We start from the raw sequence: 25027 nt of genomic DNA on the forward strand, positions 1-25027 counted from the left end.
CTACCTCGGTACTAACGGGGGTACGACTGCTTTGCGCTCTTCAGGGTTGCCTCAACCGATCTGTGAGGTGCGACACATCTGTGACAGGTGCGTCGCAGGTGAAGTTCCGGCACACGTAGGCGGCGGGGCGGCCGTCCACCAGAGGGCGGTCCGCCGTCAACGGCAGTTCCGTACCGCCTGGTTGACCGAGCGCCACCACCGCGCCGGGCGCTGTGGCCAGCAGCGCCGCGCGGTGCAGTTCACGGGCGGCGGGGTCGTCGGGGTGGCCCACGACGGCGATCTCGCGGGGGCCGTCGAGCAGCGCCTCGGCCACCGCCAGGCCGTGCCCGATGAAGCGCGGGGCGCGTGGCCCGAGCGCCGCCACGACACCCAACGCCCGCTCGGCGGCGGTGCGATGCGGCTCGGCTCCGGTGTGCGCCGCGTACGTCAGCAGAGCTCCGGCGGCCGCGCACCAGCCCGACGGGGTCGCGTTGTCGGTCGGGTCCTGCGGGCGCCGGATCAACTGCTCCGCGTCATGCGCCGTGTCGTACAACGTCCCGCTCTCGCCCACGAACTGGTCGATCACGATGTCGAGCAGGAACCCGGCGAACTCCAGCCAGACGCCCTCGCCGGTGACCGACGCCAGTGCCAGGAACCCCTCGGCGACATCCGCGTAGTCCTCCAACACCCCCGCGTTGGCGCCGCCGTGGCCGTCCTTGGAGGTACGGGACAGTCGCGCGTCCGGCCCCATGTGCAGCCGTACCAGCAGATCGCCCGCGGTCAGCGCGGCGTCCACGAGGTCGGGCCGCTCGAAGTACGCGCCCACCTCCGCGAGGGCCGCGATCGCCAGGCCGTTCCAGGCGGCGACCACCTTGTCGTCCCGCTCGGGCCGCGGCCGCTCCTCGCGCGCGGCGAGCAGCCTGGCCCGTACGTCCGCGAGCCGCTCCGCGTCCACCGGCTCGTCCGTGGCAGGTAGTTGAAGAACCGAGGCCCCCTCCTCGAAGGTCCCCTCCTCGGTCACCCCGAAGCAGGCGGCGGCGAACTCGGCGTCCTCGTCCCCCAACACCTCACGCAGCTGCGCCGGAGTCCAGACGTAGTACGCCCCCTCGACGTGCTTCCCGTGCCCGTCATCACTGTCGGCGTCCAGCGCGGAGGCGAAGCCCCCCTCGTTGGTGCGCAGCTCACGCACCATGAAGTCGGCGGTCTCCAGGGCCACCCGCTTGGCCAGCTCACTCCCCGTCGCCCGCCAGAGGTGCGCGTACGCCCGGCAGAGCAGCGCATTGTCATACAACATCTTCTCGAAGTGCGGCACGACCCACTGCCGGTCCACGGAGTACCGCGCGAACCCGCCGCCCAGCTGGTCGTAGATCCCGCCGCGCGCCATCCGCTCACAGGTGTCCCGCGCCATCTCCAGGGCCCCTTCGGCCCCCGTACGGGCGTGGTGCCGCAGCAGGAACTCCACCACCATCGACGCCGGGAACTTCGGCGCCCCGCCGAACCCGCCGTACGTCGCGTCGTACTCCCGCGTCAGCCCGAGCAGCGCCTGCGCCAGCTCCTCCTCGCCGGGCAGCTTGGCACCCCCGTACGACAACTCGCGCCCGGCCAGATCCCGCACGACCTTCCCGGCGACCTCGGCGACCTCGTCGCGCCGGTCGGCCCAGGCGGAGTGCACGCCACCGAGGACCTGCCGGAAGGAGGGCATGCCGTGCCGAGGCTCCGGCGGGAAGTACGTACCGAAATAGAAGGGCTCGGCGTCCGCCGTCAGGAAGACGGTCATCGGCCAGCCGCCCTGTCCGGTGGCGGCCTGGACGGCCTCCATATAGACGGCGTCCACATCGGGGCGCTCTTCGCGGTCGACCTTGATGTTGACGAAGTGGTCGTTCATGAGCGCCGCGGTCTGTTCGTCCTCGAACGACTCGTGCGCCATGACATGGCACCAGTGGCACGCCGAGTAGCCGACCGACAGCAGGACGGGTACGTCACGCCGTCGTGCTTCCTCGAATGCCTCCGGCGTCCAGGGCCACCAGTCGACCGGATTGTCAGCGTGCTGAAGCAGATAAGGCGAGGTCACACCAGCCAGCCGGTTCATACGCCCCAGCCTCTCACAACGCCCAACGCCGTCGGCGAAGCCCGCACGGGCCCTGCCTCGCTCGGGCGCCCCGCCATCACAGGACAGTAGGCTGAGCCCAGCAGCGCTGGAACTGTTGAGGCTCCTCGAAGGAGGCACACCATGACCGCCGAGATGGTGGCGCCCGCGTGGATGCACACCCAGATCAGCGCCGAGCAGTACGACTCCTGGTCCGAGGAACAGTGTGCCGGCATCGAGATCGTGGACGGGATGGTCGTCGTGAGCCCGAGCGCCTCCAAGCGGCACCACCGGCTGGCCCGAATCCTGGCCAATGCCCTGGACGCCGCCGCAGGCCCGGACTGGAACGCCGACACGGACTTCGACGTCCGCCTGCAGGACGTTCCGCTCACCAACCGCCGTCCGGACGTCGTCGTCTACCGGGCGGAGACCATCGATCTCACGCCCACCCGCCCCGAACACGTACTCCTGGTCGTCGAGGTCGTGTCGCCCGGCTCGGAAACCACCGACCGGATCGTGAAGGTGAACCAGTACGCCAAGGCCGGCATCCCCTTCTACTGGCGCGTCGAACAGGCCGCCACCGGTGTCCCCATCATCTACACCTACGTTCTCGACCCCGCCACCAAGGCCTACAGGGACGGCGAGATGTTCACCGGCGTGATCAAGGCTGCCGCGCCGTTCTCCGTCACTGTCGACCTGGGAGCAATCTGAACCAACTGGTCCGCAGGCGCCCGGCAGTCTCGGTTCCGTCGTAGACCAGGTCTCGGTGACGTGACGGTCCTTGCGCCGCAGGCTTGGCGGATGGCACTGTTCGCACGATTGAACGATGTACGGCCACCAGGAACCGCAGGCGGGGGATGGACGAGCAGGCGTTCGACGCCTTTTACACCGGGAGCGTGGGGCGGCTTATCGGCCAGCTGTACGCCATGATCGGCGACCGCGCCGAGGCGCAGGACGTGGTCCAGGAAGCCTTCGTCCGGGCCTGGGAGCACCGGGCCCAGCTGGACAAGGACGGTGCACCCGAGGCATGGGTGCGTACCGTGGCCTGGCGGCTGGCGGTCAGCCGGTGGCGGCGCGTGCGAACCGCGCTCTCCTTCGCACGGCGCCAGGGCCCGCCCCCGGACGTACCGCCGCCGGACACCCACCATGTGCTGCTGGTGCAGGCGCTGCGGCAGATCCCCGCGGCGCAGCGGCGGGCCATCGTGCTCCACCACCTGTGCGATCTGGAGGTGAAACACGTGGCTGCCGAGACCAACTCCCCCGTCGGTACGGTCAAGGCACAGCTGAGCCGGGGGCGGGCCGCGCTGGCGAGGATTCTGGCCGATACTGAGCTGGATCCGCGGGCGGGCCGGGTTTCGGAGGTGGAGCATGGTTGACGAGACCGGTTTGGATGAACACCTCGCCGACCTTGCCGACGAGGGCCGACGGTCCGCCGTGCCGCTGGCCGCGGAGCAGATCCGGGTGCGCGGTGACCGGCGTCGACGCCGTAAGCGGGCAGCCCAGATCGGGGGCGGCGTGCTGGTGGCCGCCGCCGTCGCCGTGGGAGGCCTGTCGCTGGGCCTGCCCGGTCCGTGGTCGGCACCGACCGCCGCGAAGCCGACACCGTCGCACAGTGCTCCCCGGTTCGTACCCCCGACGCCTGCCCCGGGTGAGGAGTACGCCAGCGAGATCGGCTACGTGTACGACGCGAGGGTGCTGGAGGACGCGGTCCAGGTCACCGTGGAGCAGCTTCGTACCGAGCGGGGAAAGGCCGTACCCACCGGAGTGGTGCACCAGGTGACCCTGTCGCCGCAGACCCCGGTCGAGGTGGAGCAGATGGCCGGTGGGAAGCCTGGGGACATGCGGTTGGGGGAGCTGGTGGACCGGCTGCGTGGCGGGCCACGGTGGGTGTTCGCCCTCGACTACGACGGTGAGGGCGAGATTCGGTCGCTGCGGGAAGCGTTCTGGCTGACCGTCGAGTGAGCTTCGGCGGGCGCCAAGAAAGTCTGACCGTGATGCAACCCGGGGGACGGTGTGCGGCGTAGAGACCGTGTAACCCCACCGCACCGGCTTCCAGGAGAACGTTGACCATGTCTGCTTCACGCCGCCGGGCCACCATGCGCCTGCTCACCGTTATGGCCTTCGGCGCGCTTGTCCTGACCGGTTGCGGCGAGAAGGGCAAGGAGCCCACGGGTCCCCTCACGGCCGCGGCGACGGACACCGCACCGGCCGGCGGTGGGGGGACGGCCGCCCCGTCGGACGACGGCGAGGGTTCGCGGGGCACGGAGGCGTCGACCAGTAAGACCCCGTGGGCCGGGACCAAGCAGTTCGTCACGATCGACAAGGCCTGGACCGAGGGCGGGCGGACCTATCTGTCGGTGCGGCCCGCCCAGAAGAAGATCAACACCCAGTTCGACACGGACCTATCTGTCGGTGCGGCCCGCCCAGAAGAAGATCAACACCCAGTTCGACACCTGGGAGATCATCGGTGCGGCCCGCCCAGAAGAAGATCAACACCCAGTTCGACACCTGGGAGATCATCCCCGGCAAGGGGGGCTTCACCACGGTGACCATGGCCAAGGACGCCAGGGTGCTGCTGACGGCCCAGGTCCGCGGCGACGATGCGTCCGGTGCCGGCCGGAGCGAGCCTCTGCCGTACTCCCAGGCCCAGTTCGTCACCCTGCTGAAGCAACTGGACTCCGGACTCTCCGCAGGCATCGGGTACGACCTGAGCTTCGACGGAGAGGGTCGGGTAACCAAGCTGCAGTCCCTGTACAAGCCGTGAGTCGCGCACGCCTGAGCCTCACGATAACGAGAACCCGCCGATCTTCTTGACCGTCGGGAACTTTGTCGTTGCGTGGGGAATGCGGCGACATCACCGTTCGGTGCGCTGGCGAAACTCCCAAAAAAATAATCTGCTCGGGATGCAACCCGGTGGAGGGTGTAGGGCGTAGAGACCATGTAACCCAACCACACCGGATTCAGGAGCAGTTGACGATGAACACCTCACGCCGCCGGACCACCAAGCGCTGGCTCACCGTTGTCGCCCTCGGCGCCATTGCCCTGACCGGATGCAGCGAGAAGCCCGCGGACCGAATGGACCCCGCCGCGGCCGCAAAGCCGAAGTCGTCTTCCACTTCGGCCGACAAGACGGACGCCCGGCCCGATGGCGGAAAGAAGTCCGCGGACTCTGCAGAGGCCACGAAGAAGGCGTCGCCTTCCGCACCTGCCGGTAATTCGGAAAACCGGTCGGACGGCGGCCAGAAGTCCGCGGAGCCCACCACGGCCGCAAAGACACAGCCACCTTCCCCGCAGGCGGGCACCCGGTCCGACAGCAGCGAGGCGGCGAAGGGCAGATCGGCCTCGTCCAGCCAGGCCCCCTTCGCCGGCACCAAGCAGTTCGTGACGATCAATAGGGCCTGGACCGAGGGCGGACGGACCTATCTGTCGGTGCGGCCCGCCCAGAAGAAGATCAACACCCAGTTCGACACCTGGGAGATCAGCTCGGGCACCGGTCCGTTCACCACGGTGCCCATGGCCAAGAACGCCCAGGCTCAGCTGACCTGCCCGGTTCGCGACGAGGTCGCCGGGGGCNTCGGTGCGGCCCGCCCAGAAGAAGATCAACACCCAGTTCGACACCTGGGAGATCAGCTCGGGCACCGGTCCGTTCACCACGGTGCCCATGGCCAAGAACGCCCAGGCTCAGCTGACCTGCCCGGTTCGCGACGAGGTCGCCGGGGGCAGCCGCGCCGAGCTGTTGCCGTACTCCCAGGCCCAGTTCGTCACCCTGCTGAACCGGCTGGACTCCCGTCTCTACGACGGCATCGGGTACGACCTGGTCTTCGACGGAGCGGGCCAGGTGACCAGCCTGAAGTCGCTGTACCGGCCCTGACGGGAAATCCAGCGCCGCAAGAGCGTTCTGCCGGGGCACCGCGCGGCGGCGTAGGCCCTCACGCACCGCGGTGATCAACGTACCGATTCGTTCACAGCGTCGTCTCCGGCAAGTCCCGACGTCACCGCAACCGCCCGGCAGCGGCTAACGTACCCGACCGCCGGGACCGCGCACCGATGCGAGAGCGCGGCCTGCTCATTTTGCTGCTCACACGACTCCACGGGGGACAACGACATGTCGAAGGACCAGAACTCAAGGGACCAGAACTCATCGGACGGCAGGCCCAACCGGCGCCGGATGCTGCGGCTGGCCGGGGGCGGTCTCACGCTGGCGGTGCTGGGGGCCGGAGCCGCCGGCTGCCGTGAGGACGACACGGCCGACGACGGGGGCTCCGCGACCCCTGGGGGCGGCACCCCGTCCGAGGGCGCCGCCGCCGAGGACGGGCAGGCCCCCAAGCCGCTGTGGACGAAGTCGACCTCGGCGCGGACGTACGGGGACAACGACGAGCTCGTGGCCGCGGCGGGCGTGGTGATCGCGACGGGCAGTCCGCTTGCCGCCCTCGACGCGAAGACCGGCGAGAAGCGGTGGTCGCTGGAGGGCGGCACGGTGCCCGGAGCGCCGCTCCTGCTCGGCAACGGCACCCTGTACCTGGCCAGCAGCAAGTACGACGGCACCGTCGGCGGGTACGACCCGGCCTCGGGAAAGGAGACCTGGAGCAGCCGTCTGGGCAAGGAGTACCGGCAGCCGAGGCCGATCGCGGTGGACGAGAAGCAGGTGTACGTCATCGCCGAGATCCTTGAGGCCGACGGCTCGTCCCGCACCAACGTGATCGCCGCGCTGAACAGCGCTACGGGCAAGGTGGCGTGGAAGGAGCAGCGGGACGTCGGAACCAAGCAGAACGGCGTCCAAGCCGTCGTACAGGGCCGCTACCTCGTCTACACCGACTTCAAGAAAAACCTCACGGTTCGCGACACCGCCACCGGCCAGCAGGTGTGGACCCAGAAGACGACGAAGACGAACTACGGCTTCTTCGCCATCCACCAGGACCTGGTGATCATCCCACAGGGGCAGAAGGTCCAGGCCTTCAACCTCTCGGACGGCGCCGAGAAGTGGTCCGTACAGACTGAGAAGTTCAACTCCTTCAAGGAGCCGACCGTCCTGGAGGACATGCTCTACGTCGCGGACAGCGGGAGAACACTCTGGGCCATCGAGCCGCAGACCGGCAAGAAGGTCTGGCAGTCCAAGGCCCTCGCCGACGCGAAGGCCCAGGTGCCCCGGCACTTCGTCAAGGTGGGCGGCAGCCTCTACGGAGCCACCGACCTCGACAAGCAGGGCGGCGTACACGCCATCGACGCGAAGACCGGTGAGCTGCGCTGGACGTTCAACGACAAGTCCGGCGACCATCACGCATGGCTGGTGGCCACCGACGGTAAGCACGTCTTCGCCCTGCACGGCGAGAAGCTGCACGCCCTGCCCGTCTAATTCCTTCTCATTCCTTCCAGCCAGCGGTGCCGTGGTTGGTTGACGACAGTCGCAGGTGCCCCATGCGCCCCCTGTGACCCCCGCACCGGCTCCAAGTCCCTCGCAAACTCGCCTGTGCCGCAGGACACTTGTTACCGCGACAGGACTCTCAGAGGGGGACGTGCTATGCGGGACAGCCATCGGAGCGAGGCCGAGCGGCTGTTGGTACGGGCGGTGGAGGAGGAGGTCCGGCGCTCGGGTGGGCAGGTCGACGGCAAGGCGCTACTGGTACGGGCACGCGGGGCACTGGACACGATCGGGCGGACGGCCGGCGAGGAGTACGACGCGTATGTGCGGGCCGTCGACGAGAGCGAGTCGGCAGCCCGGTCGTTCGGCGAGCGGCTGGCCGCCGAGCGCGGAACCGCCCTGTCCGTGACGGTGGTCGCGGCCGCGGCGGCGGTCGTCGCGGACGTGGTGCTCGGTACCGGCGCAGCGGCCGCGCTCGGTGCCGGGGCCGTGGTGGCGACGGCGGGCGCGGCGGCATCCCTGGGCCGGGTGGCCGCGGTGCACTGGCCCGCCGCGCACCGGCGGGCCGCGGCCCTGAGCCAGCCCGGCGGGCCCGAGCAGCTGAAGCTTGAGTGGCTGACCGCGCTGGAGGTGCGGGGCATCCGGCCGTTCCTGGACCAGCAGCGGATGGTCGCCGCGGCGACCGGCACAGGCGGCAAGCGTCCCCAGCGGCGTACGAACAAGAGCGCGGCGGCCCGTCGGCGCAACGTCCTGGAGAAGTCGTTCGGCCAACTACCGGAGCCAAGTGGTCCGTTCGCCGGTCGCCGCCAGGAGATGGCCCGGATCGCGCAGTGGGTGCACGCCGCGCGGGCGTCCACCCAGACCCGGGCGACGGTCGTGGTGCTGCACGGCGCGCCCGGATCGGGACGTACGACCCTTGCGGTCAGGGCGGCGCAGGAGCTGAAGGACCAGTTCCGGGGCGCCTGCGTAGTGGACCTGCGCGGTGGCGACCAGGCGGAGCAGCCGCGGTCCACGCGCGACGCGCTGCTGCATCTGCTGAACCGGCTCGGGGCGCCGCGCGAACAATTGCTGTTCCGGGAGCGCTCGTCACAGGAGCAGCACCTGAAGCGGCTGATCGAGCTGTACCACCAGCACCTGACGGGACTGGCGGTGGTCGTCATCCTTGACGACGCGAGCGACGCTGAGCAGGTACGGGCGCTGGTGCCCGAGCGGTCGGACAGCCTGGTCCTGGTCACGGCCGCGAAGCCGCTGGAACTGCCCACCGACCTCCCGGCGTGGGTGCACCAACTCCCGGTCGACCCTCTCGACTCGGCGGGCGCCGAGGAGCTGCTGCGGGAGGTCGCACAGGACCCGAGCGGCCCGTACGACGCCGAAGCGTGCGACGAGGTACGGGAGTTGTGCGGCGGACTGCCACTGGCCCTGCGCGCCGCGGGCTCGTCCCTTGGGCCCCGTACGCCACGGCAGCTGGCCGGTGATCTGGCGGCGTACGGTCCCGTGGAGCCGGTCGAGCGGGTGCTGTGGCTGCGCTACACCGACCAGGGCGAGTCGGCGCGACGGCTGCTGCGGCGGCTCGCGCTCGCGGGGCGGGCCTCGCTGGGGGCGCCGGCGGCCGGGGCGCTGCTCGGCGGCGACGATGTGGAGGCGGGGCGACAGCTTTCGGCGCTGGCCCGGGCGGGTCTGGTGACCGCGGTACCGGGCAGCCGTTACCGGCTGCACGACCTGGTCCGTGCCTTCGCCCAGGCCCGCCTCCTGGACGAGGAGTCGGCCGAGGAACGTACCGCCGCGCAGGAACGGCTGATCGCCCACTACGCGGAGCTCGCGGACTCGGTGATCCGGCTGGTGGACGGCAAGACCTCCACCCGCGCCGACCAGGTGGGCCCGCACGGCTTCACGTCGCTGGACGCCGCGCTGCGCTGGCTGGACGACGAGTCGAGCTTCATCACGGCTGCGCTGCGGCACGCGGAGGGCGTGAACCAGCGGACCGTACTGGACCTGCTGGGCGCGCTGTGCGACTACTGCCTGCTCCGCGGCGACCTGTACCGCCTCGGTGAGATCAGCGAGCTGACGCAGGCGGTGGACCAGGGGCTGCTCGGCCGGTCCGTGCAGTGGCGTACGGGGATCGCGGCCCGCCAGCTCGGCGAGCTCGAGAAGGCGCGCACCTCACTGTCCTCCGTGGTGGATCTCTACTTCGAGGCGCACCACGAGGCGGGCGCGGCCCGGGCGCTCTGCTCGCTCGGCATCACGCTGCACCACCAGGGTCAGCTGTCGCAGGCCGCGACGAAGCTGAGCGAGGCGCTCGATCTGCAGGGTGCGCAGGAGCTGGCCGGGGACCGGGCGTGGACCCTGCACGCGCTCGCGGCGGTCGAGCGCGACCGGGCCCATGTGGCCGAGGCGCTGACCCTGCTGCAGAACGCGCTCGTCCTGCACCGCGAGAGCGAGTCCGTCCACGGCCAGGCGTGGGCGCACTTCCAGCTGGGTCAGGTGTGCCTGCGCATGGGCGACGTACCGCGCGCCGAGGGCGAGCTGGGGCGGGCCCTGGAGCTGTACGGGCGGACCCGGGACGCCCGTGGCGAGGCGTGGGCGCTGACCCAGCTGGCGCGGGCCCGGCTGGTCGCGGGTGATCCGGCGCCGGCCGTGGACGGGCTGCGGCAGGCGCTGTCGCGGCACCGCGACAACGAGGACGCGCGCGGCGAGGCCTGGACGCACTACTACCTGGGGCAGGCCCTGGAGGAGACCGGTGTCCTGGACCACGCGGTCCGGGAGCTGGAGCGCGCCCGGACGATGTTCTCGCGGATGCGGGACGTCTACGGGCTGGCCTGCGCCCGGCATCACTCGGGGCGGGTCACCCGTGATCAGAGCGCCGCCCGTACCGGCTCGCTGCGCAACTCTGGATTCGCCCGGCAACTGCTGTCCGACGCCCGCGCGGACTTTCAGCGCATCGGGGTCGCGCATGGCGAGGCGTGGACCTGTCTGGAGCTGGCCGTGGTGGACGCCGGGAACACTCGCTCGCAGCAGGCGCTCGCGCTCTGCGACGAGGCGGTGGCGCTGTTCGCGGGCTACGGCGACCGGCGTGGTGAGGACTGGGCCCGCTTCCTGCGCTGCACGCTGCTGCCGTATGCGTCTCCTGGTGGCTCCGAGGTCGGCTCTGCGGTGGCCCAGGAGGAACTCGCCCACCTCACGAAGTCGCCCCACGCCACGCGCGACGCCAAGCTGACGGATCACCTGTCGACGTACTGGCTGGTCCTGGACCGCGGTGTCGAGCTGTCGGCGGGGTGGCAGGCGTGGCGCCTCGGCCTGGTTCCGAACCGGCATGCTCGCGAGGTGATGGGCGTACGGGTGCCGGCGTCGCCGCGCTAGGTGTGTGCCGGGTGCGCGCTGTTTCGTTGTGGGGCGGGGCCGCGTCGGGGGGTACGTGCTCACGCCGACGTCTGATCCGGTGATGGCACATGGATCCCGGTGTGGACCGTCGGCGCTGCGCGCGCACCCCCCGCCCCGTCCCCTCCGGCCGGCAGTGCGACTACCGGCCGGTGGGGGCTCGCGCCCCGCCCGTTGTGGGCAATCGTTCCGCAGGGCGAGGGGGGCACCTCCCGCTCGAGCGAAGTCGAGAGGGGGAGGGTGGGCACAACCCCTCGCCACGGGTGCACCCGTTCCACCAAGCCCGAAGGGCAACACCCTCCCCCCGCCACGGGGCACCGTGAACACAAGCCCGAGGGGCACCCTCACCCCGCCACGGGGCACCGAGCTACCGAGCCCGAGGGGCACCTCACCCGCCCGAGCTCGGCGGGGTCAGCCCTGCTGCGTACCCTTCGGCGGCTGGGCCTCCGCGGAGGCAGGGGCCGGGGCCGCGGCCGGGGGCTCCTCGAAGGAGACCCTGCCCATGTGCCGGTTCATCGACTTCATCAGCAGCCACACACCACCCGCAAGCGCTGCGAAGACGACGAAGCCGAGGACGCCCGGGGTCACCTTGTTCTTGTCGAGCTCCTCGGCGAGCGGGACAAGCTGCGTAAGTGCCAGATTCACGTTCACATCAGGCATTGTCGCGGATGCCCGCGAAGAGGTCGTCCTCGGGGAGGGAAGTATCCACGAGCGACTTGGCGAGCTCGTACTCCTCCGTCGGCCAGACCTCCTTCTGGAGCTCCATCGGCACCCGGAACCAGCCGCCGTCGGGGTCGATCTGCGTGGCGTGCGCGATCAGCGCCTTGTCGCGGATCTCGTAGAACTCGGCGCACGGAACGTGTGTGGTCAGGGTCCGCTCCACGCGCTCGAACTCGTCCCAGCGCTTGAGCCAGTCCCCGTACGGGGACTCCAGGCCCTGGGCGAGCAGCGCGGCGTGCAGCGCCTCGGTGCGCGGACGGTTGAAGCCCTGGTTGTAGTAGAGCTTCTGCGGCTGGAACACCGGGCCGAACTCGGACTCGGGGTACTTCTCCCCGTCCGCCGCCCCGTCGAACGCCACCATCGTGATCTCGTGGGTCATGATGTGGTCGGGGTGCGGGTACCCGCCGTTCTCGTCGTACGTCGTGATGACCTGCGGTCGGAACGCGCGGATCAGGCGGACCAGCGCGCCTGCCGCCTTGTCGACGTCCTCAAGGGCGAAGCAGCCCTCGGGCAGCGGCGGCAGCGGGTCGCCCTCCGGCAGCCCGGAGTCGACGAAGCCGAGCCACTCCTGCTTGACGCCGAGGATCTCGCGCGCCTCGTCCATCTCCTTCGCGCGGACCTCGTGGATGTTCTCCTCGATATAGGGGTCCCCCTGGAGCTTGGGGTTGAGGATGGAGCCACGCTCACCACCCGTGCAGGTGGCGACCAGCACGTCCACCCCCTCGGACACGTACTTGGCCATCGTGGCCGCGCCCTTGCTCGACTCGTCGTCGGGGTGGGCATGCACGGCCATCAGTCGCAGCTGCTCAGTCAAGACTCGATCCTCGTATATCGGGCGCCTCGAGTGTGCCCTCGGTGATTCGGCGCGTTCGGCGACTTCTATAGTGAACGTAGTAGGGGCTCGATAATTCCTCGGGCGCCCAGCAAGTTCCCGTACGGCCCCACCGGAGAGGACGATCATGAGCGCCGTGCCCGAGGGCCGTTACGGACGCTCCGCCGACGCCCGCGCCGACCGGAAGCTCAAGATCGTGGGTGCCGCGCTCGGCGCCCTGCTGCTCGGTGTGGTCGGCTGGCTCGGCTTCCACTACGTCTCCGCGGGCAACGCCTTCAGCGGCGAGATGATCACGTTCAAGGTGGTCTCGGAGACCGAGGTCACGGCCCGCCTGGAGATCCGTAAGGACCCGGACACGCCCGGCGTCTGCACCCTGCGCGCGCTCGCCGAGAGCGGCGCCGAGGTCGGCCGCAAGGACTTCTCGTTCGACCAGCGCGAGAAGCTGGTGGTCGAGCACGTGGGGATGCGTACGACCGGCAAGGCGACCAGCGTCGACCTGCTGGCGTGTAGTGCCGTCTGACCTGCGCTGACGCGAAAACCGCGGCTTACGTCCTCCCCCTTTTCCCGCTGAATTGTTAGGCTCGTGGTTTCGCCCACCCATGAGGGAACATCCTTGGGGGTAGGGCGATGCTTTGTATTTCCCAGTACCGACGAGGAGCACCTGTGACCCAGACCAGCGACAACGTCACCTGGCTGACCCAGGAGGCGTACAACCAGCTCAAGGCCGAGCTGGAGTATCTGTCTGGTCCTGCTCGCACCGAGATCGCCACGAAGATCGCGGAGGCTCGCGAGGAGGGCGACCTGCGGGAGAACGGCGGGTACCACGCGGCCAAGGAGGAGCAGGGCAAGCAGGAGCTCCGCGTGCGCCAGCTCACGCAGATGCTCGAGCACGCCAAGGTGGGCCAGGCCCCGGCGGCCGATGGCACGGTCGCCCCCGGCATGGTCGTCACGATCGCCTTCGACGGCGACGAGGACGACACCGTGACCTTCCTGCTGGCCTCCCGCGAGTACGCCTCCGAGGAGATCGCCACCTACTCGCCGCAGTCCCCGCTCGGCAGCGGTGTGAACGGCCAGAAGGTCGGCGCGACCGCCGAGTACGAGCTGCCGAACGGCAAGCTCGCCTCGGTGAAGATCCTCGACGCCAAGCCGTATGACGGCTGACGCACGCTGACTGAACACGGCGAAGCCCCCTGCCGGGTCTCCCCGGCAGGGGGCTTCTTCATGCGTGCCGCCAGCCGCCATCCGCTGCCGGCTGCGGCGGCACCGCGGCAGGTGTCCTCCCGGAGCCGGGGGAGGATTCCGCAGCCGTGACGCCTGTCCGTCGGATGCCGTGCCGCCATAGCCGTCCCACGGCGCGGTAGAAGCGGTCCGGCAGGAACACCGCATCGGCGACGATCATCGCGCCGGAGAACAACGGCAGTCCCATGAGCACCGCGATGTTCACGTGCATGCCCAGCAGCAGGATCAGTACAGGGTATTTGAGCCTGCTGAAGAGGACGAACGGAAAGGCGACCTGCACCAGCACCGTCAGATAGCCGACGACGGTGAGCAGCAGATGGTGGCCGTCGATCGCCTGGGACAGTTCAGGCCAGGGACGGAACAGGTTGATGTTCAGGACGTAGTGGAGGGCGGTGCCGTCGCCCCACTTGTGGCCCTGCACCTTGTACAGGCCCGCGCATCCGTAGAGGAAACAGACCTGGGCGGCGATGACGAACATGCCGCAGTTGTGCAGCACGGTGGTCAAGATGACGCGGGCATCGCCGAGTTGGTGCCGAAGGCCGTTGCCGCGCGGGGCTGCTGGCTTGCCGGCCGCGGCGTTGAGCCGGGCTCTGCGAGCGTCGAGGGACCAGCGACGACCACACGCGGTGAAGACCAGGTAGACGGCCATGAGGACCATGAGGTTGTCCCCGCCGTCCGCCAGGTAGATCGCCCTGGCGTGGAACGACACCACCACGACCGCGAACAGCACGGACACCGCACGCGTGCGCCAGCCCAGTACGAACAGCGCACACGTGACAAGAGCGACGGCGTAGCAGATCTCGAAGTACACCGGGCTGTCGGACAGGAGGAGGACGCTGGCCCATCCGCTCTGGTCGTACATGAGTCGTGCCAGTTCGGGCGTCCATGGCGAACCGGGTCCCCACATCTCGTCGCGGTGCGGAAACTCCCGGAGCAGGAAGACGAGATAGAGCAGCCCGTACCCGATGCGCAACATCGCCGCCGCGTACAGGGAGACCGGACGCTCGGTCAGGATGACGAGGAACGCCTGGATCCGATCGAACACGCGCTGGAGCATGGGTACGGCGGCCTGCTCGTTGGTTCCTCGTGGCGCCATGGGCGCCGTGGTCGGCGCCTTCTCAGTCCGCTTCATGCGCGTCCACCTTCCACCAGGGCAGGTACCGGGGTGTGGCCGACGCAGGTGCCGCGGCGGCCGGACGGGATCCGTTCGCCTGGTGGGGAGCGGCGATGGGACGCGTGGTCACCCGTAGCTGGATGGAGTCGAAGGTGCCGCCTCGTTGGGCGGTGACGCGGTCCGCCGCGATGTTGCTGAGGTACCTCTGGATCAGAAGCGCCCGCTCCGAGCGCGGCCGGTCGTCGCTGCCGTGCGTCTTGAGATAGGAATTCCAGGCCTGGCGCAGCAGGTTCTGTGCCGTATGGCTCGGGAAGGCGTTGTGCTTGACGGCGGAAGCGTCCATGGAGCTCACGTCGATCCAGTCGCTGACCTGTGTGGTGCCGTTCGGTGCCGTGTGCGCGACCCTCGCCGAGATCTGCCTGTTGACGGACTGCGGATCGGGGGCGAAGAGACGCCAGTTCTGCGAGAACCAGGGCCGGACCCACGCGTTGATCTGCTGGTTGTACGCCTGCGAGATGGTGTTCGAAGGTGCCACGTACAGAAACACCAGGACCACATGGACCAGGGTCACTGCAAGGAACAGGGCCACCGCGACTCCCGTTCCGGCGATCAGCAGGTGGGGTGGCCCTGAACTCCCACTCGCCCTCCGTGGTGCTTCGCCACCGTCCTGCGCTGCCGACGCGGTGCCGGCCTGCTGTGAATCCTTCACATTCGTCGACTCAACGCCGCCCAGCACGGCTCCACCCTGTCCTTCCCATCGCGACTGCTCGCACCTGCTGCTCCGGCTTCCCCGGGTGGCGTGCGACGGAATCGACGCCGATCCGCCGCGCGCCACCCCTTACTCGCGTGTGGGGGCGACGACCCGTGCGTGCATTCCGCCGAAGGGATTCACGCGCGACTCGTCGCTCCCGCCGAACTGCGGGGGGGGAAGAGCTCACTCAGTGGTGGGTGTGCACTTTGTTTCCCTGGGGCTTCACGCCATAAGGGCGGGGCTTGTCGGGCTTCCCGGGGTGGTCGTGGTCGTCGCCGTAACCACCCGTGTGGTCACCGGTTGCGGCGGCTGCGTCGTCGCCGGTCGCGGCAGCGGCATCGTCGCCCGTTGCGGCAGCGGCATCGTCGCCGGTCGCGGCAGCGGCATCGTCGCCCGTTGCGGCAGCGGCATCGTCGCCGGTCGCGGCAGCGGCATCGTCACCGGTCGCGGCAGCAGCGTCGTCGCCCGTTGCGGCAGCGGCGTCGTCACCGGTCGCAGCAGCAGCATCGTCGCCCGTCGCAGCAGCGTCATCACCAGTCGCGGCAGCGTCATCACCAGTCGCAGCAGCAGCATCGTCGCCCGTCGCAGCAGCGTCATCACCGGTCGCGGCAGCGTCATCACCGGTGGTGGCAGCGTCATCACCGGTGGTGGCAGCGTCATCACCGGTGGTGGTGGTGTCGCCCTCGCACAGCGGTCGGGTGATCACGTTGGTGTCAAGCGTCACGGCGCCGTTACGGGCCAGCGCGCGGCCCTCGATGTTCGTCCCCGTGGTGACACTGACGGAGGCCAGGGCCATGATGGTGCCCACGAAGGTGGAGCCGGTTCCGAGGGTGGCCGAGCTTCCGATCTGCCAGAACACATTGCACGGCGATGCGCCGTTGATGAGGGACACGTCGCTGGCGGATGCCGTCGTCAGCGTCGAACCGACCTGGAACACCCAGACGGCGTCGGGGTCGTTGTCGGCGTCCAGGGTGAGCGTGCCGGTGATGGCGGCACTGACAGGGGCGTTGTAGACGCCTGGAGCCAGCGTCCTACCACCGAGCTCCACCGGAGGATCGTCGGGGAACACTACGTCCGGTGCCTGCCCGGCCGCATCGTTGTACGCCGTCGTCAGGTCGCTCTGGGCTTGATCAGCCACTGCATCCGTGACATGCGTAGCCCCGTTCACGATTCCGGGAGGGAATCCGGTGACGGACGACTCCGGACTTACTCCGAGGTCTCCGTTGATCACCGAGGGGCCGGTGTTGGTGACTGCGGAACCACCCAGTACCGCAAAGCTTTCCGCCGTTCCCAGTTCCACTTCCGTCGCGACGGCACTTGCCCGTGTAGGCGTCACCGCGACAACGGCAACGGCGACGAGCAGGGTGAGTACCCCCGCAATCCAGGCTGTCATTGTGCGCCGATGCGACACATCGGCAGTATCTAGTCTCATCGAGGAGCCAACTCCTGTGGGTTGGTGACATCCGGCGTTTCTTGTTGAACAGAATCGCCGCTTCTGCCGGTGGCATATTACGCAGGGATCCACATCGGGCGAGGATTCACCGAGTGGTGGCGCCGGAATCATCAATATCCACCAAAGAATGTATGACCAAATGCTGAGCCGAATGGCTGTCATTGTTCCGTGCGGTGGGCCATCGCGAATCCAGTGTCGCCTTCCGTCGCATCGATCAATGGCGCCCGCCCGGCACGGGAGGGAAAGGAAGGCCCGTGATTCACTCGGATAAGTGCTTTCCCTCGGCTGGGAGGCGCTGCCGCGCAATGGGAAAAGGGGCCAGTGGATGTCCCCCGGATGTCAGAGGCCGGCCGAAACACCCGCCCAGTCGGCTCCGGATTCCGGATCTGCGGCTGTGGACAGCGGAACCGACCGAGCGGCACCCGATATCAGGGTGGTGTCACGACAGCGCCACACCGCGCCTCTCGTCTTGATCATCGCCATCGTGATTCTCGTGGCGGCATTCGCTCATCCCGCATGCCCTGGAGGCGCTCCGGCGCGGGGCGAGGAACAGTCAGAGCGTCAAGGCCACCGAGCGGGGCGGCTGGCACGGGTATGACGGCGGCAAGAAGGTACAGGGCATCAAGCGGCTGGGAAGTTCCCGCGGCTGCGGCACCTGTGGGCCGACCAGGGCTGGCGCGGCCAGAACTTCCTGGCCCGGGTCCATGAGGAGATCGGGATCACCATCCGGATCGTGCAGCACAAGGCCGGTGGCTTCCGCAGCACCTGGGCCAAGGCCGACGCCCCGCCGCGCGAGGTGCCGATGTTATCGGTGCTTCCCGGGAGTTGGGTGATCGAGCGACGTTTCGCCTGGCTGGGCCGGTACCGGCGACTGACACCCTCCAGCCGTAAGGGCGGGGGCCCGCTGGACTGCCATCCAGTGGACCCCCGCCCGGAAGCCATCAGCGTGCATTGATCAAACAGTGGCCGAGCGGTACTTGCGGACCGCGAGGGTCCGGAAGATCACGATGATCGCGACCGAGTAGAGCACCGAGGCGATGACCGGGTGCTCCATCGGCCAGGCGCTGGAGTTCGAGACACCAGGGTTGCCGAAGAGCTCGCGGCAGGCCTGGACCGTGGCGCTGAACGGGTTCCAGTCCGCGACATGGCGCAGCCAGGGCGTCATCTTGCTGGAGTCCACGAAGGCGTTCGAGACGAACGTGACCGGGAACAGCCAGATCAGTCCGCCCGAGGTCGCCGCCTCCGGGGTGCGGACCGAGAGGCCGATCAGCGCGCCGACCCAGGTGAAGGCGTACCCGAGGAGGAGCAGCAGCCCGAAGGCGGCGGCCACCTTGCCGAGGTTCTCGTGGGTGCGCCAGCCGACGAGCAGCGCGACCATGGCGAGTACGAACAGGGTCAGGGCCGTCTGCACCAGGTCCGCCAGGGTGCGGCCGGTGAGCACCGCGCCGCGTGCCATGGGCAGCGAGCGGAAGCGGTCGATCAGGCCCTTGTGCATGTCGTCGGCGATGCCTGCGCCGGCGCCCGCGGTGGCGAAGGTGACGGTCTGGGCGAAGATGCCCGCCATCAGGAACTCCTTGTACACACCGGGGTCGGTGGTGCCGCCGATGTTCATCGAGCCACCGAACACGTACGTGAACAGGATGACGAACATGACGGGCTGAATCAGCCCGAAGATGACCATCTCCGGGATGCGGCTCATCCGGATCAGGTTGCGCTTGGCGACTACCAGCGAGTCCCGGACCGACTGGCTGACTCCGCCGCTGGCCAGGGGAGCCCGGGGCTTCACGGCTTCGGTTACGGCACTCACTTGACGTCCTCCTTCGCGCCCTGCCGGGGCTTCGCGTCCGCTACGGACTCGCCCTCGGCGTCTTCCGGCCCGGCCGTCTCGGCGTGGTGGCCGGTGAGCGAGATGAACACGTCGTCCAGGGTCGGGCGGCGCAGGCCGATGTCGTCGATCTCGATGCCCCGGGTGTCCAGTTCGCGGATCACCTCGGCGAGCAGCTTGGCCCCGCCGGTGACCGGGACGGTCAGCTTGCGGGTGTGCTCCTCGACCGTGGTGGCGCCCTTGCCGAAGCCGCGCAGCACCTCGTCAGCGGGTGCGATCTGCTCGCGGTCGTGCACCACGACCTCGACGCGCTCGCCGCCGGTCTGGGACTTGAGCTGGTCGGATGTGCCACGCGCGATGACCCGGCCGTGGTCGATGACGCAGATGTCGTGCGCCAGGTTGTCGGCCTCTTCGAGGTACTGGGTGGTCAGCAGCAGGGTCGTACCGCCGCCGACCAGCTCCCTGATGACGTCCCACAGGGCCTGGCGGTTGCGGGGGTCGAGGCCGGTGGTCGGCTCGTCCATGAACATCACGGGCGGCGAGACCACCAGGGCGGCGGCGAGGTCGAGCCTGCGGCGCATACCGCCGGAGTAGGTCTTGGAGGGGCGGTCGGCGGCGTCCGCGAGGTTGAACCGCTCCAGCAGCTCCCCTGCCCGCTTCTTCGCGTCCCGCGCGCTCATCTGGTAGAGCTGCCCGACCATCTGGAGGTTCTCACGGCCGGTGAGGTACTCGTCGACGGCGGCGAACTGACCGGACAGGCCTATGGAGTGCCGCACTTCGTTGGGGTGCTTGAGGACGTCGATCCCCGCCACGACCGCCTTGCCGCTGTCCGGCGTGAGCAGGGTCGTCAGGCAGCGCACCGTGGTGGTCTTGCCGGCACCGTTCGGCCCGAGGAGGCCGAGGACGGTGCCTTCGGGGACATCGATATCGACGCCGTCCAGAGCCTTTACGTCACCGAAGTGCTTGACCAGCCCTTCGGCGTAGATGGCGCCTGGCATGTGAACTCTCCCAGTGTTTTGGGTGATTTTCCGCGTTAAATCCTAGGTTTGGCGGACCTGCCCCGCCTGGTGGAACGGCAACGCGCAGTTCAGCGTAACGCGATACATCGCGTCACGCCATGACGGTGTAGCCCGCGTCCCGCAGCGCCGTACCGACCTCGGCACAGTGCTCAGGACCCTTCGTCTCCAGATGCAGCTCCACCTCCGCCTCCGTGAGTCCGAGCCGTGGGTCGGTCCGTACGTGGCTGACGTCCAACACATTGGCATCCACCACTGACAACACCCCGAGAAGTGTGGCCAGCGCCCCCGGCCGGTCGGTAAGACGCAGCCGCAGCGAGAGATACCTCCCCGCCGCCGCCATGCCGTGCCGCAGAATCCGCTGCATCAGCAAGGGGTCGACGTTGCCGCCGGACAGCACCGCCACCACTGGCCCCTCGAAGGCCTCCGGGTCACCGAGCAGCGCCGCCACGGGGCTCGCGCCGGCCGGTTCGACCACCAGCTTGGCTCGCTCCAGGCAGAGCAGCAGCGCGCTGGAGAGCGCGTCCTCGGAGACCGTACGGACTTCGTCCACCAGTCCGCCAATGATTTTGAACGGGACGTCGCCGGGGCGGCCGACCTTGATGCCGTCCGCCATCGTCACCGGGTTCTCGATCGCCACCGGGCGTCCGGCCGCCAGCGAGGGCGGATACGCGGCCGCGCCCGCCGCCTGTACCCCGATGACCCGCACATCGGGCCGCAGCGCCTTGACCGCCACCGCGATCCCGGCCGCCAGACCGCCGCCGCCGATGCCGACCACGATCGTGCGCACCTCGGGGCACTGCTCCAGGATCTCCAGGCCCACCGTGCCCTGGCCCGCGATGATGTCGGGGTGGTCGAAGGGGTGGATGAACACGGCACCGGTCTTACGGGCGTACTCCTGGGCGGCGGCGAGAGTCTCGTCAACCACCTGCCCGTGCAGCCGTACCTCCGCGCCGTACTCGCGCGTGGCCGCGACCTTCGGCAGCGGGGCCCCGACGGGCATGAACACCGTGGAGCGCACCCCGAGGAGCGAGGAGGCCAGGGCGACACCCTGGGCGTGGTTGCCGGCGCTGGCCGCGACCACCCCGGCCGCGCGCTCCTCGGCGATCAGGCCGGCGATCCGCACATAGGCGCCACGCAGCTTGAAGGAGCCCGTGCGCTGGAGGTTCTCGCACTTGAAGTGGACCGGGGAGCCCACCAGTTGGGTCAGGTGGCGGCTGCCCTCCATCGCGGTCACCCGCGCCACCCCGGAGAGCATCTTCTGTGCCCCGCGCACGTCGTCGAGCGTCACCGTCGCGGCGGGATCCGAGGTGGGAAAGGAGTCAGGCCTGCCGTAGCTCATGACGCAAGTCTGGCACCTGACGGCTCGCGGGGCGCAGGGGCCCGAAGGGAGCACCACGGGTTTGCCCCGCGCAGGTACGGGCGGGCCTTTGGCCGCGTACCCTGTCCCCCATCCCACTGCCCTCGCATGAAGTGAGCCCCCGGCCATGCCCACACCTTCGGACATGACGACCGCCGGCAGCCCCGGCCTCCTCGACAGCCTGCAGCACGAGGTTGCCGTCTTCGCGCGCCGTGCCGAACAGACCCGGCTCGGTGGAGTCGGCCAGGTGCGCAACTCCATGGACCGTGCCGCGTATCTGCTGCTCAACCGGCTCGACAAGGAAGGCCCGATGGGCGTCAAGGCGCTCGCGGCCAGCATGGGGATCGACTCGTCGACCGTCACCCGGCAGGTCGCCCCGCTGGTGGAGAGCGGTCTGGTGAACCGCGCCTCGCACCCGGAGGACGGCCGCGCCGTCGTTCTGCAGCTCTCGCCCCGCGGGCTGGCCAGGCTGGAGGAGGTGCGGTCCTCGCGGCGCGAGCTGATGGCGCAGCTGACCGAGGACTGGGCCCCCAAGGAGCGCGAGGCGTTCTGCACGCTGCTGACCCGTTTCAACTCCGCGCTGTCGGCCAGGCAGGCCGGGGCGTCGGCGACCGGCGAGTCCTCGTAGCCGTACTGGGCCGTACTGAGCCGTACTGGGCCTTACTGGGTGCTTCCCGCCTCTTGACCTGGAACAGGTACCTGGCCTGATATGAGATCAGGCCCTTGGTACTCCGTTGCCACGGGCCCGGTGGAGGCTCGGTGCGACAGCGGCAGGCGGCTCAGGACGCCCGTCGTGCCCGGGAGTTCGAGGCATTCGTCGCGGGCGCGGCAGGGCGGCTGCTGCATGCCGCGACGCTGCTCACCGCCGAGCCGCCCGACGCCAACCCCCGCGCGCGGCGCCTGCTGACCGCCGCGTTCGCCAGGACGTACGCCTGCTGGGACCGGCTGCGCGGCGACGACCCGTACGAACACGCCCGCCAGGAGCTCGCCACCCGCTTCGCCCGCGGCGGCTGGCACGCCGAGCGCGGCGGCACGGGCGTGCTGGCCAAGCTCACCCCGCGCGAGCGGCTGGTCCTGGTGCTGAGGTTCTACGAGGGCGTCGCCGAGGAGCAGACCGCGGCGCAGCTCGGCCTCCCGATGGAACGGGTCCGTACGCTCACCATGCGTGGGATGTCGGCCCTGCTGAGCCACCCGCGCGCGGGGGCCGCGGGCGCCGCCGTGAAAGTGGCGCCGTTATGAGCCCGCCCGACCGCAAGGAGATCCAGGTCCGCCGCATCCTGGACGCCCCGCCGCCCGCCGTACCGCCCCAGCTGTACGCGGACGCGGTACGCCGCGGCGGCCGCCTGCTGAGGCGTCGACGCTGGACGCGACGCCTGACCTGGTTCCTGCTGACCGCGGCGCTGCTGGCCTTCGTGATCTGGGTGTCGGTCGCCCAGCCCTGGGTGGAGCCGCCATCAGAGACGACCCCACCCCTGACGGGCTGGTGACGGCGGCTCCCGTGCAACCGGGCCCGGCGCGTCAGCCGAGCGCCTGCCGCAGGTCGGCGAGCAGGTCGTCGGCGTTCTCGATGCCCACCGAAAGCCGGACGAGATCGACCGGCACCTCAAGCGCCGAGCCCGCCACCGACGCGTGCGTCATCCGCCCCGGGTGCTCGATCAGCGACTCCACACCCCCCAGGGACTCGCCCAGCGTGAAGAGCTTCGCGCGGTTGCAGACCTCGACCGCCGCCTCCTCGCCGCCCTCGACCTGGAAGGACACCATGCCGCCGAAGGCCTTCATCTGCTTGGCGGCGATCTCGTGTCCGGGGTGCTCGGGCAGCCCCGGGTAGAGCACACGCGTCACGCGCGCGTGGCCGCTGAGCATCTCGGCGATCCGCGTGGCGTTCTCGCTGTGCCGGTCCATCCGTACGGCGAGGGTCTTGATGCCGCGCAGCACCAGCCAGGCGTCGAAGGGCCCGGCGACCGCGCCCATCGCGTTCTGGTGGTAGGCCAACTCCTCGCCCAGCTCGGGGTCGTCGACGATCAGCGCGCCGCCGACCACGTCCGAGTGGCCGCCCATGTACTTGGTCGTGGAGTGCACGACGACATCCGCGCCGAGTGCGAGCGGCTGCTGCAGATACGGGCTGGCGAAGGTGTTGTCGACGACCAGCTTGACCCCCGCCCCGCGGGCCACGGAGGCGAGCGCGGCGATGTCCGTGATGCCGAGCAGCGGGTTCGATGGGGTCTCGACCCAGATCACCTTCGTACGGTCGGTCAGCGCGGCCCGCACCGAGGCCACGTCGCTGGTGTCGGCGACCGAGAAGTCCACGCCCCAGCGCGAGACGACCTTGGCGAAGAGCCGGAAGGTGCCGCCGTAGGCGTCGTTCGGGATGACGACATGGTCGCCGGGGCTCAGCAGCGTACGCAGCAGGCAGTCCTCGGCGGCGAGCCCGGACGCGAAGGCGAGCCCGCGCCGGCCGCCCTCCAGGGCCGCGAGGTTCTCCTCCAGGGCGGTCCTGGTCGGGTTGGCGCTACGGCTGTACTCGTAGCCGCCGCGCAGCCCGCCCACGCCGTCCTGCTTGTACGTGGATACCTGGTAGATGGGCGGTACGACGGCGCCCGTCAGGGGGTCCGCGGTGTTGCCCGAGTGGATGGCGAGCGTCTCGAAACTCTGCCCGCTGTGGCTGTCAGTGGTGTGCCTGTCGCTCATAGGCCCCGAGCGTAGTCGCGCCGGAGGCCCCTCTGGTTCGTCGTTTGTCACAGCCGTCTGGTTCGCTTGGGGGTATGGAGATTCTCTGGGCCCTGATGGCCGCGATGATGCTGGGGGCGGCCGTCACGATGATTCTGCGCAGGCGCGGCGCGGGCGGGATCCAGCTGGCCGCCCCGGGCGCGCCGGACGCCGCCGACCCGGCGGCCTACGGATTCGTACGCCAGGAAGAGCTGGACATCCGGATGCCGGGCCCCGACCAGGACCTGCTGGACGTCCTGGACGTGGTGCAGCGCACCCAGGACTGGCGGGCGGCGGCACAGCTCCTGTCGGGCACGGAGGTGGAGGGCGAGCGGCGCTGGCAGCGGGTGCAGGCGTTCGCCGGTGCCGCGTCGCTGGAGCTGGCCGAGCGGCCGGGCGGCGGCCTGGAGAAGCAGGGCGCCCAGTGGTTGCGGAACTGGCGGTCCGAGGCGCCCAAGGACGCGGGCGGCGCGGCCGTGTACGCGGAGTTCCTGGTGCAGCAGGCGTTCCGTACGGCGGCGCCCGGCACGGAAGAGCACCGCATCATCCTGGACGAGGCCCGCGCGGCGAGCGCCCAGGCCGCGCAACTCGCCCCGGGCGACCCCATCCCCTACATCACCGAACTGGCGATCGCCCGCGGACTGGGCTACCCCCGCGACGACTTCGACCAGCTCTGGCTGAAGATCCTGGACCGCGCGCCGCAGCACATGGGGGCGCATCTGGCCGCGCTGCCGTATGTGAGCGAGAAGTGGCAGGGCTCGCGCGCCCACGCCTACGAGTTCGCGGAGGCCGCGGCGGCCCGCGCCCCGCACGGCTCGCTCCTCTCCGCCCTCCCCCTCTTCGCGGTGTACGACCACCTCCCCGAGGTGGCACTGGTGAGCAGCTTCTGGGAGAGCGGGGTGATCCGCGATGCCATCGAAGGCGCCCAGTTCGCGGTGCACTCCGCCCGCCCCGATGACCCGATGCTCGCGCACGTACGCCACCTGCTGGTCTTCTTCCTGGTCAGCTCCGAGCGCTGGGGCGAGGCCATGCAGCAGCTGGTGGAGGTGGACGGCCACGTCGGCGCCCTCCCCTGGACCCTCTCCCCGGACCCGGCCGCCACGTACGCGGTCCACCGCGCCCTGGCGGTAGGCGGCTACGAGGCGAACGGCGGGAGCCCGGCGACGCTGCCGCAGTAGGGCGCGGCGCGGAATCCCCACCGCTCCCCCGACG

24 protein-coding genes are annotated in these 25027 nt (G+C 69.8%); 13 read left to right on the forward strand and 11 right to left on the reverse strand.

Annotation, left to right across the window (positions count from 1 at the left end; genetic code table 11):
* Positions 1-40: 40 nt before the first annotated feature.
* A complete protein-coding gene (locus U9R90_RS12425) occupies positions 41-2068 on the reverse strand; it encodes a thioredoxin domain-containing protein (protein WP_411056494.1) in 2028 nt (675 codons plus the stop codon).
* Between the two features lie 141 nt (positions 2069-2209).
* Between U9R90_RS12425 and U9R90_RS12430 the strand changes: the two genes are divergently transcribed.
* The 4 genes from U9R90_RS12430 to U9R90_RS12445 all read left to right on the forward strand — a co-directional run bounded on the left by U9R90_RS12430 (position 2210) and on the right by U9R90_RS12445 (position 4829).
* Positions 2210-2776, forward strand: a complete 567-nt coding sequence (locus U9R90_RS12430; protein ID WP_411056495.1) for a Uma2 family endonuclease — start codon at positions 2210-2212, stop codon at positions 2774-2776.
* A 146-nt stretch (positions 2777-2922) separates the two neighbouring features.
* Positions 2923-3441 (forward strand): RNA polymerase sigma factor, encoded by a 519-nt coding sequence (locus tag U9R90_RS12435; protein ID WP_411056496.1) that lies wholly within the window; start codon positions 2923-2925, stop codon positions 3439-3441.
* A complete protein-coding gene (locus tag U9R90_RS12440) occupies positions 3434-4027 on the forward strand; it encodes a hypothetical protein (RefSeq protein WP_411056497.1) in 594 nt (197 codons plus the stop codon). The genes U9R90_RS12435 and U9R90_RS12440 overlap by 8 nt, the downstream gene beginning before the upstream one ends.
* A gap of 505 nt (positions 4028-4532) precedes the next feature.
* A complete protein-coding gene (locus U9R90_RS12445; protein WP_411056498.1) occupies positions 4533-4829 on the forward strand; it encodes a hypothetical protein in 297 nt (98 codons plus the stop codon).
* A 196-nt stretch (positions 4830-5025) separates the two neighbouring features.
* Here the strand turns inward: U9R90_RS12445 and U9R90_RS12450 are convergent, their stop codons facing one another.
* Complete coding sequence (locus U9R90_RS12450; protein ID WP_411056499.1) at positions 5026-5457, reverse strand: hypothetical protein; 432 nt, start codon at positions 5455-5457, stop codon at positions 5026-5028.
* A 185-nt stretch (positions 5458-5642) separates the two neighbouring features.
* Between U9R90_RS12450 and U9R90_RS12455 the strand changes: the two genes are divergently transcribed.
* From U9R90_RS12455 to U9R90_RS12465, 3 genes are all read left to right on the forward strand, one after another.
* On the forward strand, positions 5643-5936 hold the full coding sequence (locus U9R90_RS12455) for a hypothetical protein (RefSeq protein WP_411056500.1): 294 nt from the start codon (positions 5643-5645) through the stop codon (positions 5934-5936).
* 234 nt (positions 5937-6170) lie between these two features.
* Positions 6171-7418 (forward strand): PQQ-binding-like beta-propeller repeat protein, encoded by a 1248-nt coding sequence (locus U9R90_RS12460; protein ID WP_411056501.1) that lies wholly within the window; start codon positions 6171-6173, stop codon positions 7416-7418.
* Between the two features lie 165 nt (positions 7419-7583).
* Complete coding sequence (locus tag U9R90_RS12465; RefSeq protein ID WP_411056502.1) at positions 7584-10781, forward strand: tetratricopeptide repeat protein; 3198 nt, start codon at positions 7584-7586, stop codon at positions 10779-10781.
* Between the two features lie 429 nt (positions 10782-11210).
* Here U9R90_RS12465 and U9R90_RS12470 read toward each other — a convergent pair whose 3' ends face one another.
* Positions 11211-11459, reverse strand: coding sequence for a hypothetical protein (locus U9R90_RS12470; protein ID WP_411056503.1), 249 nt, complete (start codon positions 11457-11459; stop codon positions 11211-11213).
* Positions 11452-12333: a mycothiol conjugate amidase Mca gene (gene mca, locus U9R90_RS12475; RefSeq protein WP_411056504.1), complete on the reverse strand. Its 882-nt coding sequence runs from the start codon at positions 12331-12333 to the stop codon at positions 11452-11454. Before mca ends, U9R90_RS12470 begins: the two co-directional genes overlap by 8 nt.
* 145 nt (positions 12334-12478) lie before the next feature.
* Here mca and U9R90_RS12480 point away from each other — a divergent pair, with 145 nt between their 5' ends.
* Entirely contained in the window at positions 12479-12871 is a 393-nt protein-coding gene (locus U9R90_RS12480; RefSeq protein WP_411056505.1) for a DUF4307 domain-containing protein, read from the forward strand.
* A gap of 143 nt (positions 12872-13014) precedes the next feature.
* Complete coding sequence (gene greA, locus U9R90_RS12485) at positions 13015-13512, forward strand: transcription elongation factor GreA (protein ID WP_411056506.1); 498 nt, start codon at positions 13015-13017, stop codon at positions 13510-13512.
* Between the two features lie 58 nt (positions 13513-13570).
* On the opposite strand, the gene U9R90_RS12490 is transcribed toward greA, so the two are convergent.
* The 6 genes from U9R90_RS12490 to ilvA form a co-directional block, all read right to left on the reverse strand.
* Positions 13571-14647: an HTTM domain-containing protein gene (locus U9R90_RS12490; protein ID WP_411057722.1), complete on the reverse strand. Its 1077-nt coding sequence runs from the start codon at positions 14645-14647 to the stop codon at positions 13571-13573.
* Between the two features lie 61 nt (positions 14648-14708).
* Positions 14709-15293 (reverse strand): DUF5819 family protein, encoded by a 585-nt coding sequence (locus tag U9R90_RS12495; protein WP_411056507.1) that lies wholly within the window; start codon positions 15291-15293, stop codon positions 14709-14711.
* A gap of 349 nt (positions 15294-15642) precedes the next feature.
* Complete coding sequence (locus U9R90_RS12500; protein ID WP_411056508.1) at positions 15643-16887, reverse strand: ice-binding family protein; 1245 nt, start codon at positions 16885-16887, stop codon at positions 15643-15645.
* Between the two features lie 976 nt (positions 16888-17863).
* Positions 17864-18715, reverse strand: coding sequence for an ABC transporter permease (locus U9R90_RS12505; RefSeq protein WP_411056509.1), 852 nt, complete (start codon positions 18713-18715; stop codon positions 17864-17866).
* Positions 18712-19731, reverse strand: coding sequence for an ATP-binding cassette domain-containing protein (locus U9R90_RS12510; RefSeq protein ID WP_411056510.1), 1020 nt, complete (start codon positions 19729-19731; stop codon positions 18712-18714). The genes U9R90_RS12505 and U9R90_RS12510 overlap by 4 nt, the downstream gene beginning before the upstream one ends.
* A gap of 112 nt (positions 19732-19843) precedes the next feature.
* Positions 19844-21091 carry a threonine ammonia-lyase gene (gene ilvA / locus U9R90_RS12515; RefSeq protein ID WP_411056511.1) on the reverse strand — a complete coding sequence of 416 codons (1248 nt, stop codon included), beginning with the start codon at positions 21089-21091 and terminating at the stop codon, positions 19844-19846.
* Positions 21092-21236: 145 nt separating this feature from the next.
* On the opposite strand from ilvA, the gene U9R90_RS12520 reads away from it, so the two are divergent.
* The 3 genes from U9R90_RS12520 to U9R90_RS12530 all read left to right on the forward strand — a co-directional run bounded on the left by U9R90_RS12520 (position 21237) and on the right by U9R90_RS12530 (position 22596).
* Complete coding sequence (locus tag U9R90_RS12520; RefSeq protein WP_411056512.1) at positions 21237-21737, forward strand: MarR family winged helix-turn-helix transcriptional regulator; 501 nt, start codon at positions 21237-21239, stop codon at positions 21735-21737.
* Positions 21738-21868: 131 nt separating this feature from the next.
* A complete protein-coding gene (locus U9R90_RS12525) occupies positions 21869-22348 on the forward strand; it encodes a sigma factor-like helix-turn-helix DNA-binding protein (protein ID WP_411056513.1) in 480 nt (159 codons plus the stop codon).
* A complete protein-coding gene (locus U9R90_RS12530; RefSeq protein WP_411056514.1) occupies positions 22345-22596 on the forward strand; it encodes a hypothetical protein in 252 nt (83 codons plus the stop codon). The genes U9R90_RS12525 and U9R90_RS12530 overlap by 4 nt, the downstream gene beginning before the upstream one ends.
* 31 nt (positions 22597-22627) lie before the next feature.
* Here the strand turns inward: U9R90_RS12530 and U9R90_RS12535 are convergent, their stop codons facing one another.
* Positions 22628-23797 carry a cystathionine gamma-synthase gene (locus tag U9R90_RS12535; RefSeq protein ID WP_411056515.1) on the reverse strand — a complete coding sequence of 390 codons (1170 nt, stop codon included), beginning with the start codon at positions 23795-23797 and terminating at the stop codon, positions 22628-22630.
* A 74-nt stretch (positions 23798-23871) separates the two neighbouring features.
* On the opposite strand from U9R90_RS12535, the gene U9R90_RS12540 reads away from it, so the two are divergent.
* A complete protein-coding gene (locus U9R90_RS12540; protein ID WP_411056516.1) occupies positions 23872-24993 on the forward strand; it encodes a hypothetical protein in 1122 nt (373 codons plus the stop codon).
* The last annotated feature ends 34 nt before the right edge of the window (positions 24994-25027 follow it).

The sequence above is a fragment of the Streptomyces sp. E11-3 genome (assembly GCF_046540415.1).
GTDB lineage: Bacteria > Actinomycetota > Actinomycetes > Streptomycetales > Streptomycetaceae > Streptomyces.

What these genes read in the sequence shown, in the direction of transcription:
- U9R90_RS12435 (WP_411056496.1), top strand. Translation starts at nt 2,923, where the DNA reads ATGGACGAGCAGGCGTTCGACGCCTTTTACACCGGGAGCGTGGGGCGG.
- U9R90_RS12430 (WP_411056495.1), top strand. Translation starts at nt 2,210, where the DNA reads ATGACCGCCGAGATGGTGGCGCCCGCGTGGATGCACACCCAGATCAGC.
- U9R90_RS12490 (WP_411057722.1), bottom strand. Translation starts at nt 14,647, where the DNA reads ATGCTCCAGCGCGTGTTCGATCGGATCCAGGCGTTCCTCGTCATCCTG.
- U9R90_RS12535 (WP_411056515.1), bottom strand. Translation starts at nt 23,797, where the DNA reads ATGAGCGACAGGCACACCACTGACAGCCACAGCGGGCAGAGTTTCGAG.
- U9R90_RS12530 (WP_411056514.1), top strand. Translation starts at nt 22,345, where the DNA reads ATGAGCCCGCCCGACCGCAAGGAGATCCAGGTCCGCCGCATCCTGGAC.
- ilvA (WP_411056511.1), bottom strand. Translation starts at nt 21,091, where the DNA reads ATGAGCTACGGCAGGCCTGACTCCTTTCCCACCTCGGATCCCGCCGCG.
- U9R90_RS12500 (WP_411056508.1), bottom strand. Translation starts at nt 16,887, where the DNA reads ATGAGACTAGATACTGCCGATGTGTCGCATCGGCGCACAATGACAGCC.
- U9R90_RS12480 (WP_411056505.1), top strand. Translation starts at nt 12,479, where the DNA reads ATGAGCGCCGTGCCCGAGGGCCGTTACGGACGCTCCGCCGACGCCCGC.
- U9R90_RS12465 (WP_411056502.1), top strand. Translation starts at nt 7,584, where the DNA reads ATGCGGGACAGCCATCGGAGCGAGGCCGAGCGGCTGTTGGTACGGGCG.
- U9R90_RS12520 (WP_411056512.1), top strand. Translation starts at nt 21,237, where the DNA reads ATGCCCACACCTTCGGACATGACGACCGCCGGCAGCCCCGGCCTCCTC.
- U9R90_RS12540 (WP_411056516.1), top strand. Translation starts at nt 23,872, where the DNA reads ATGGAGATTCTCTGGGCCCTGATGGCCGCGATGATGCTGGGGGCGGCC.
- U9R90_RS12460 (WP_411056501.1), top strand. Translation starts at nt 6,171, where the DNA reads ATGTCGAAGGACCAGAACTCAAGGGACCAGAACTCATCGGACGGCAGG.
- U9R90_RS12440 (WP_411056497.1), top strand. Translation starts at nt 3,434, where the DNA reads ATGGTTGACGAGACCGGTTTGGATGAACACCTCGCCGACCTTGCCGAC.
- U9R90_RS12425 (WP_411056494.1), bottom strand. Translation starts at nt 2,068, where the DNA reads ATGAACCGGCTGGCTGGTGTGACCTCGCCTTATCTGCTTCAGCACGCT.
- U9R90_RS12510 (WP_411056510.1), bottom strand. Translation starts at nt 19,731, where the DNA reads ATGCCAGGCGCCATCTACGCCGAAGGGCTGGTCAAGCACTTCGGTGAC.
- U9R90_RS12470 (WP_411056503.1), bottom strand. Translation starts at nt 11,459, where the DNA reads ATGCCTGATGTGAACGTGAATCTGGCACTTACGCAGCTTGTCCCGCTC.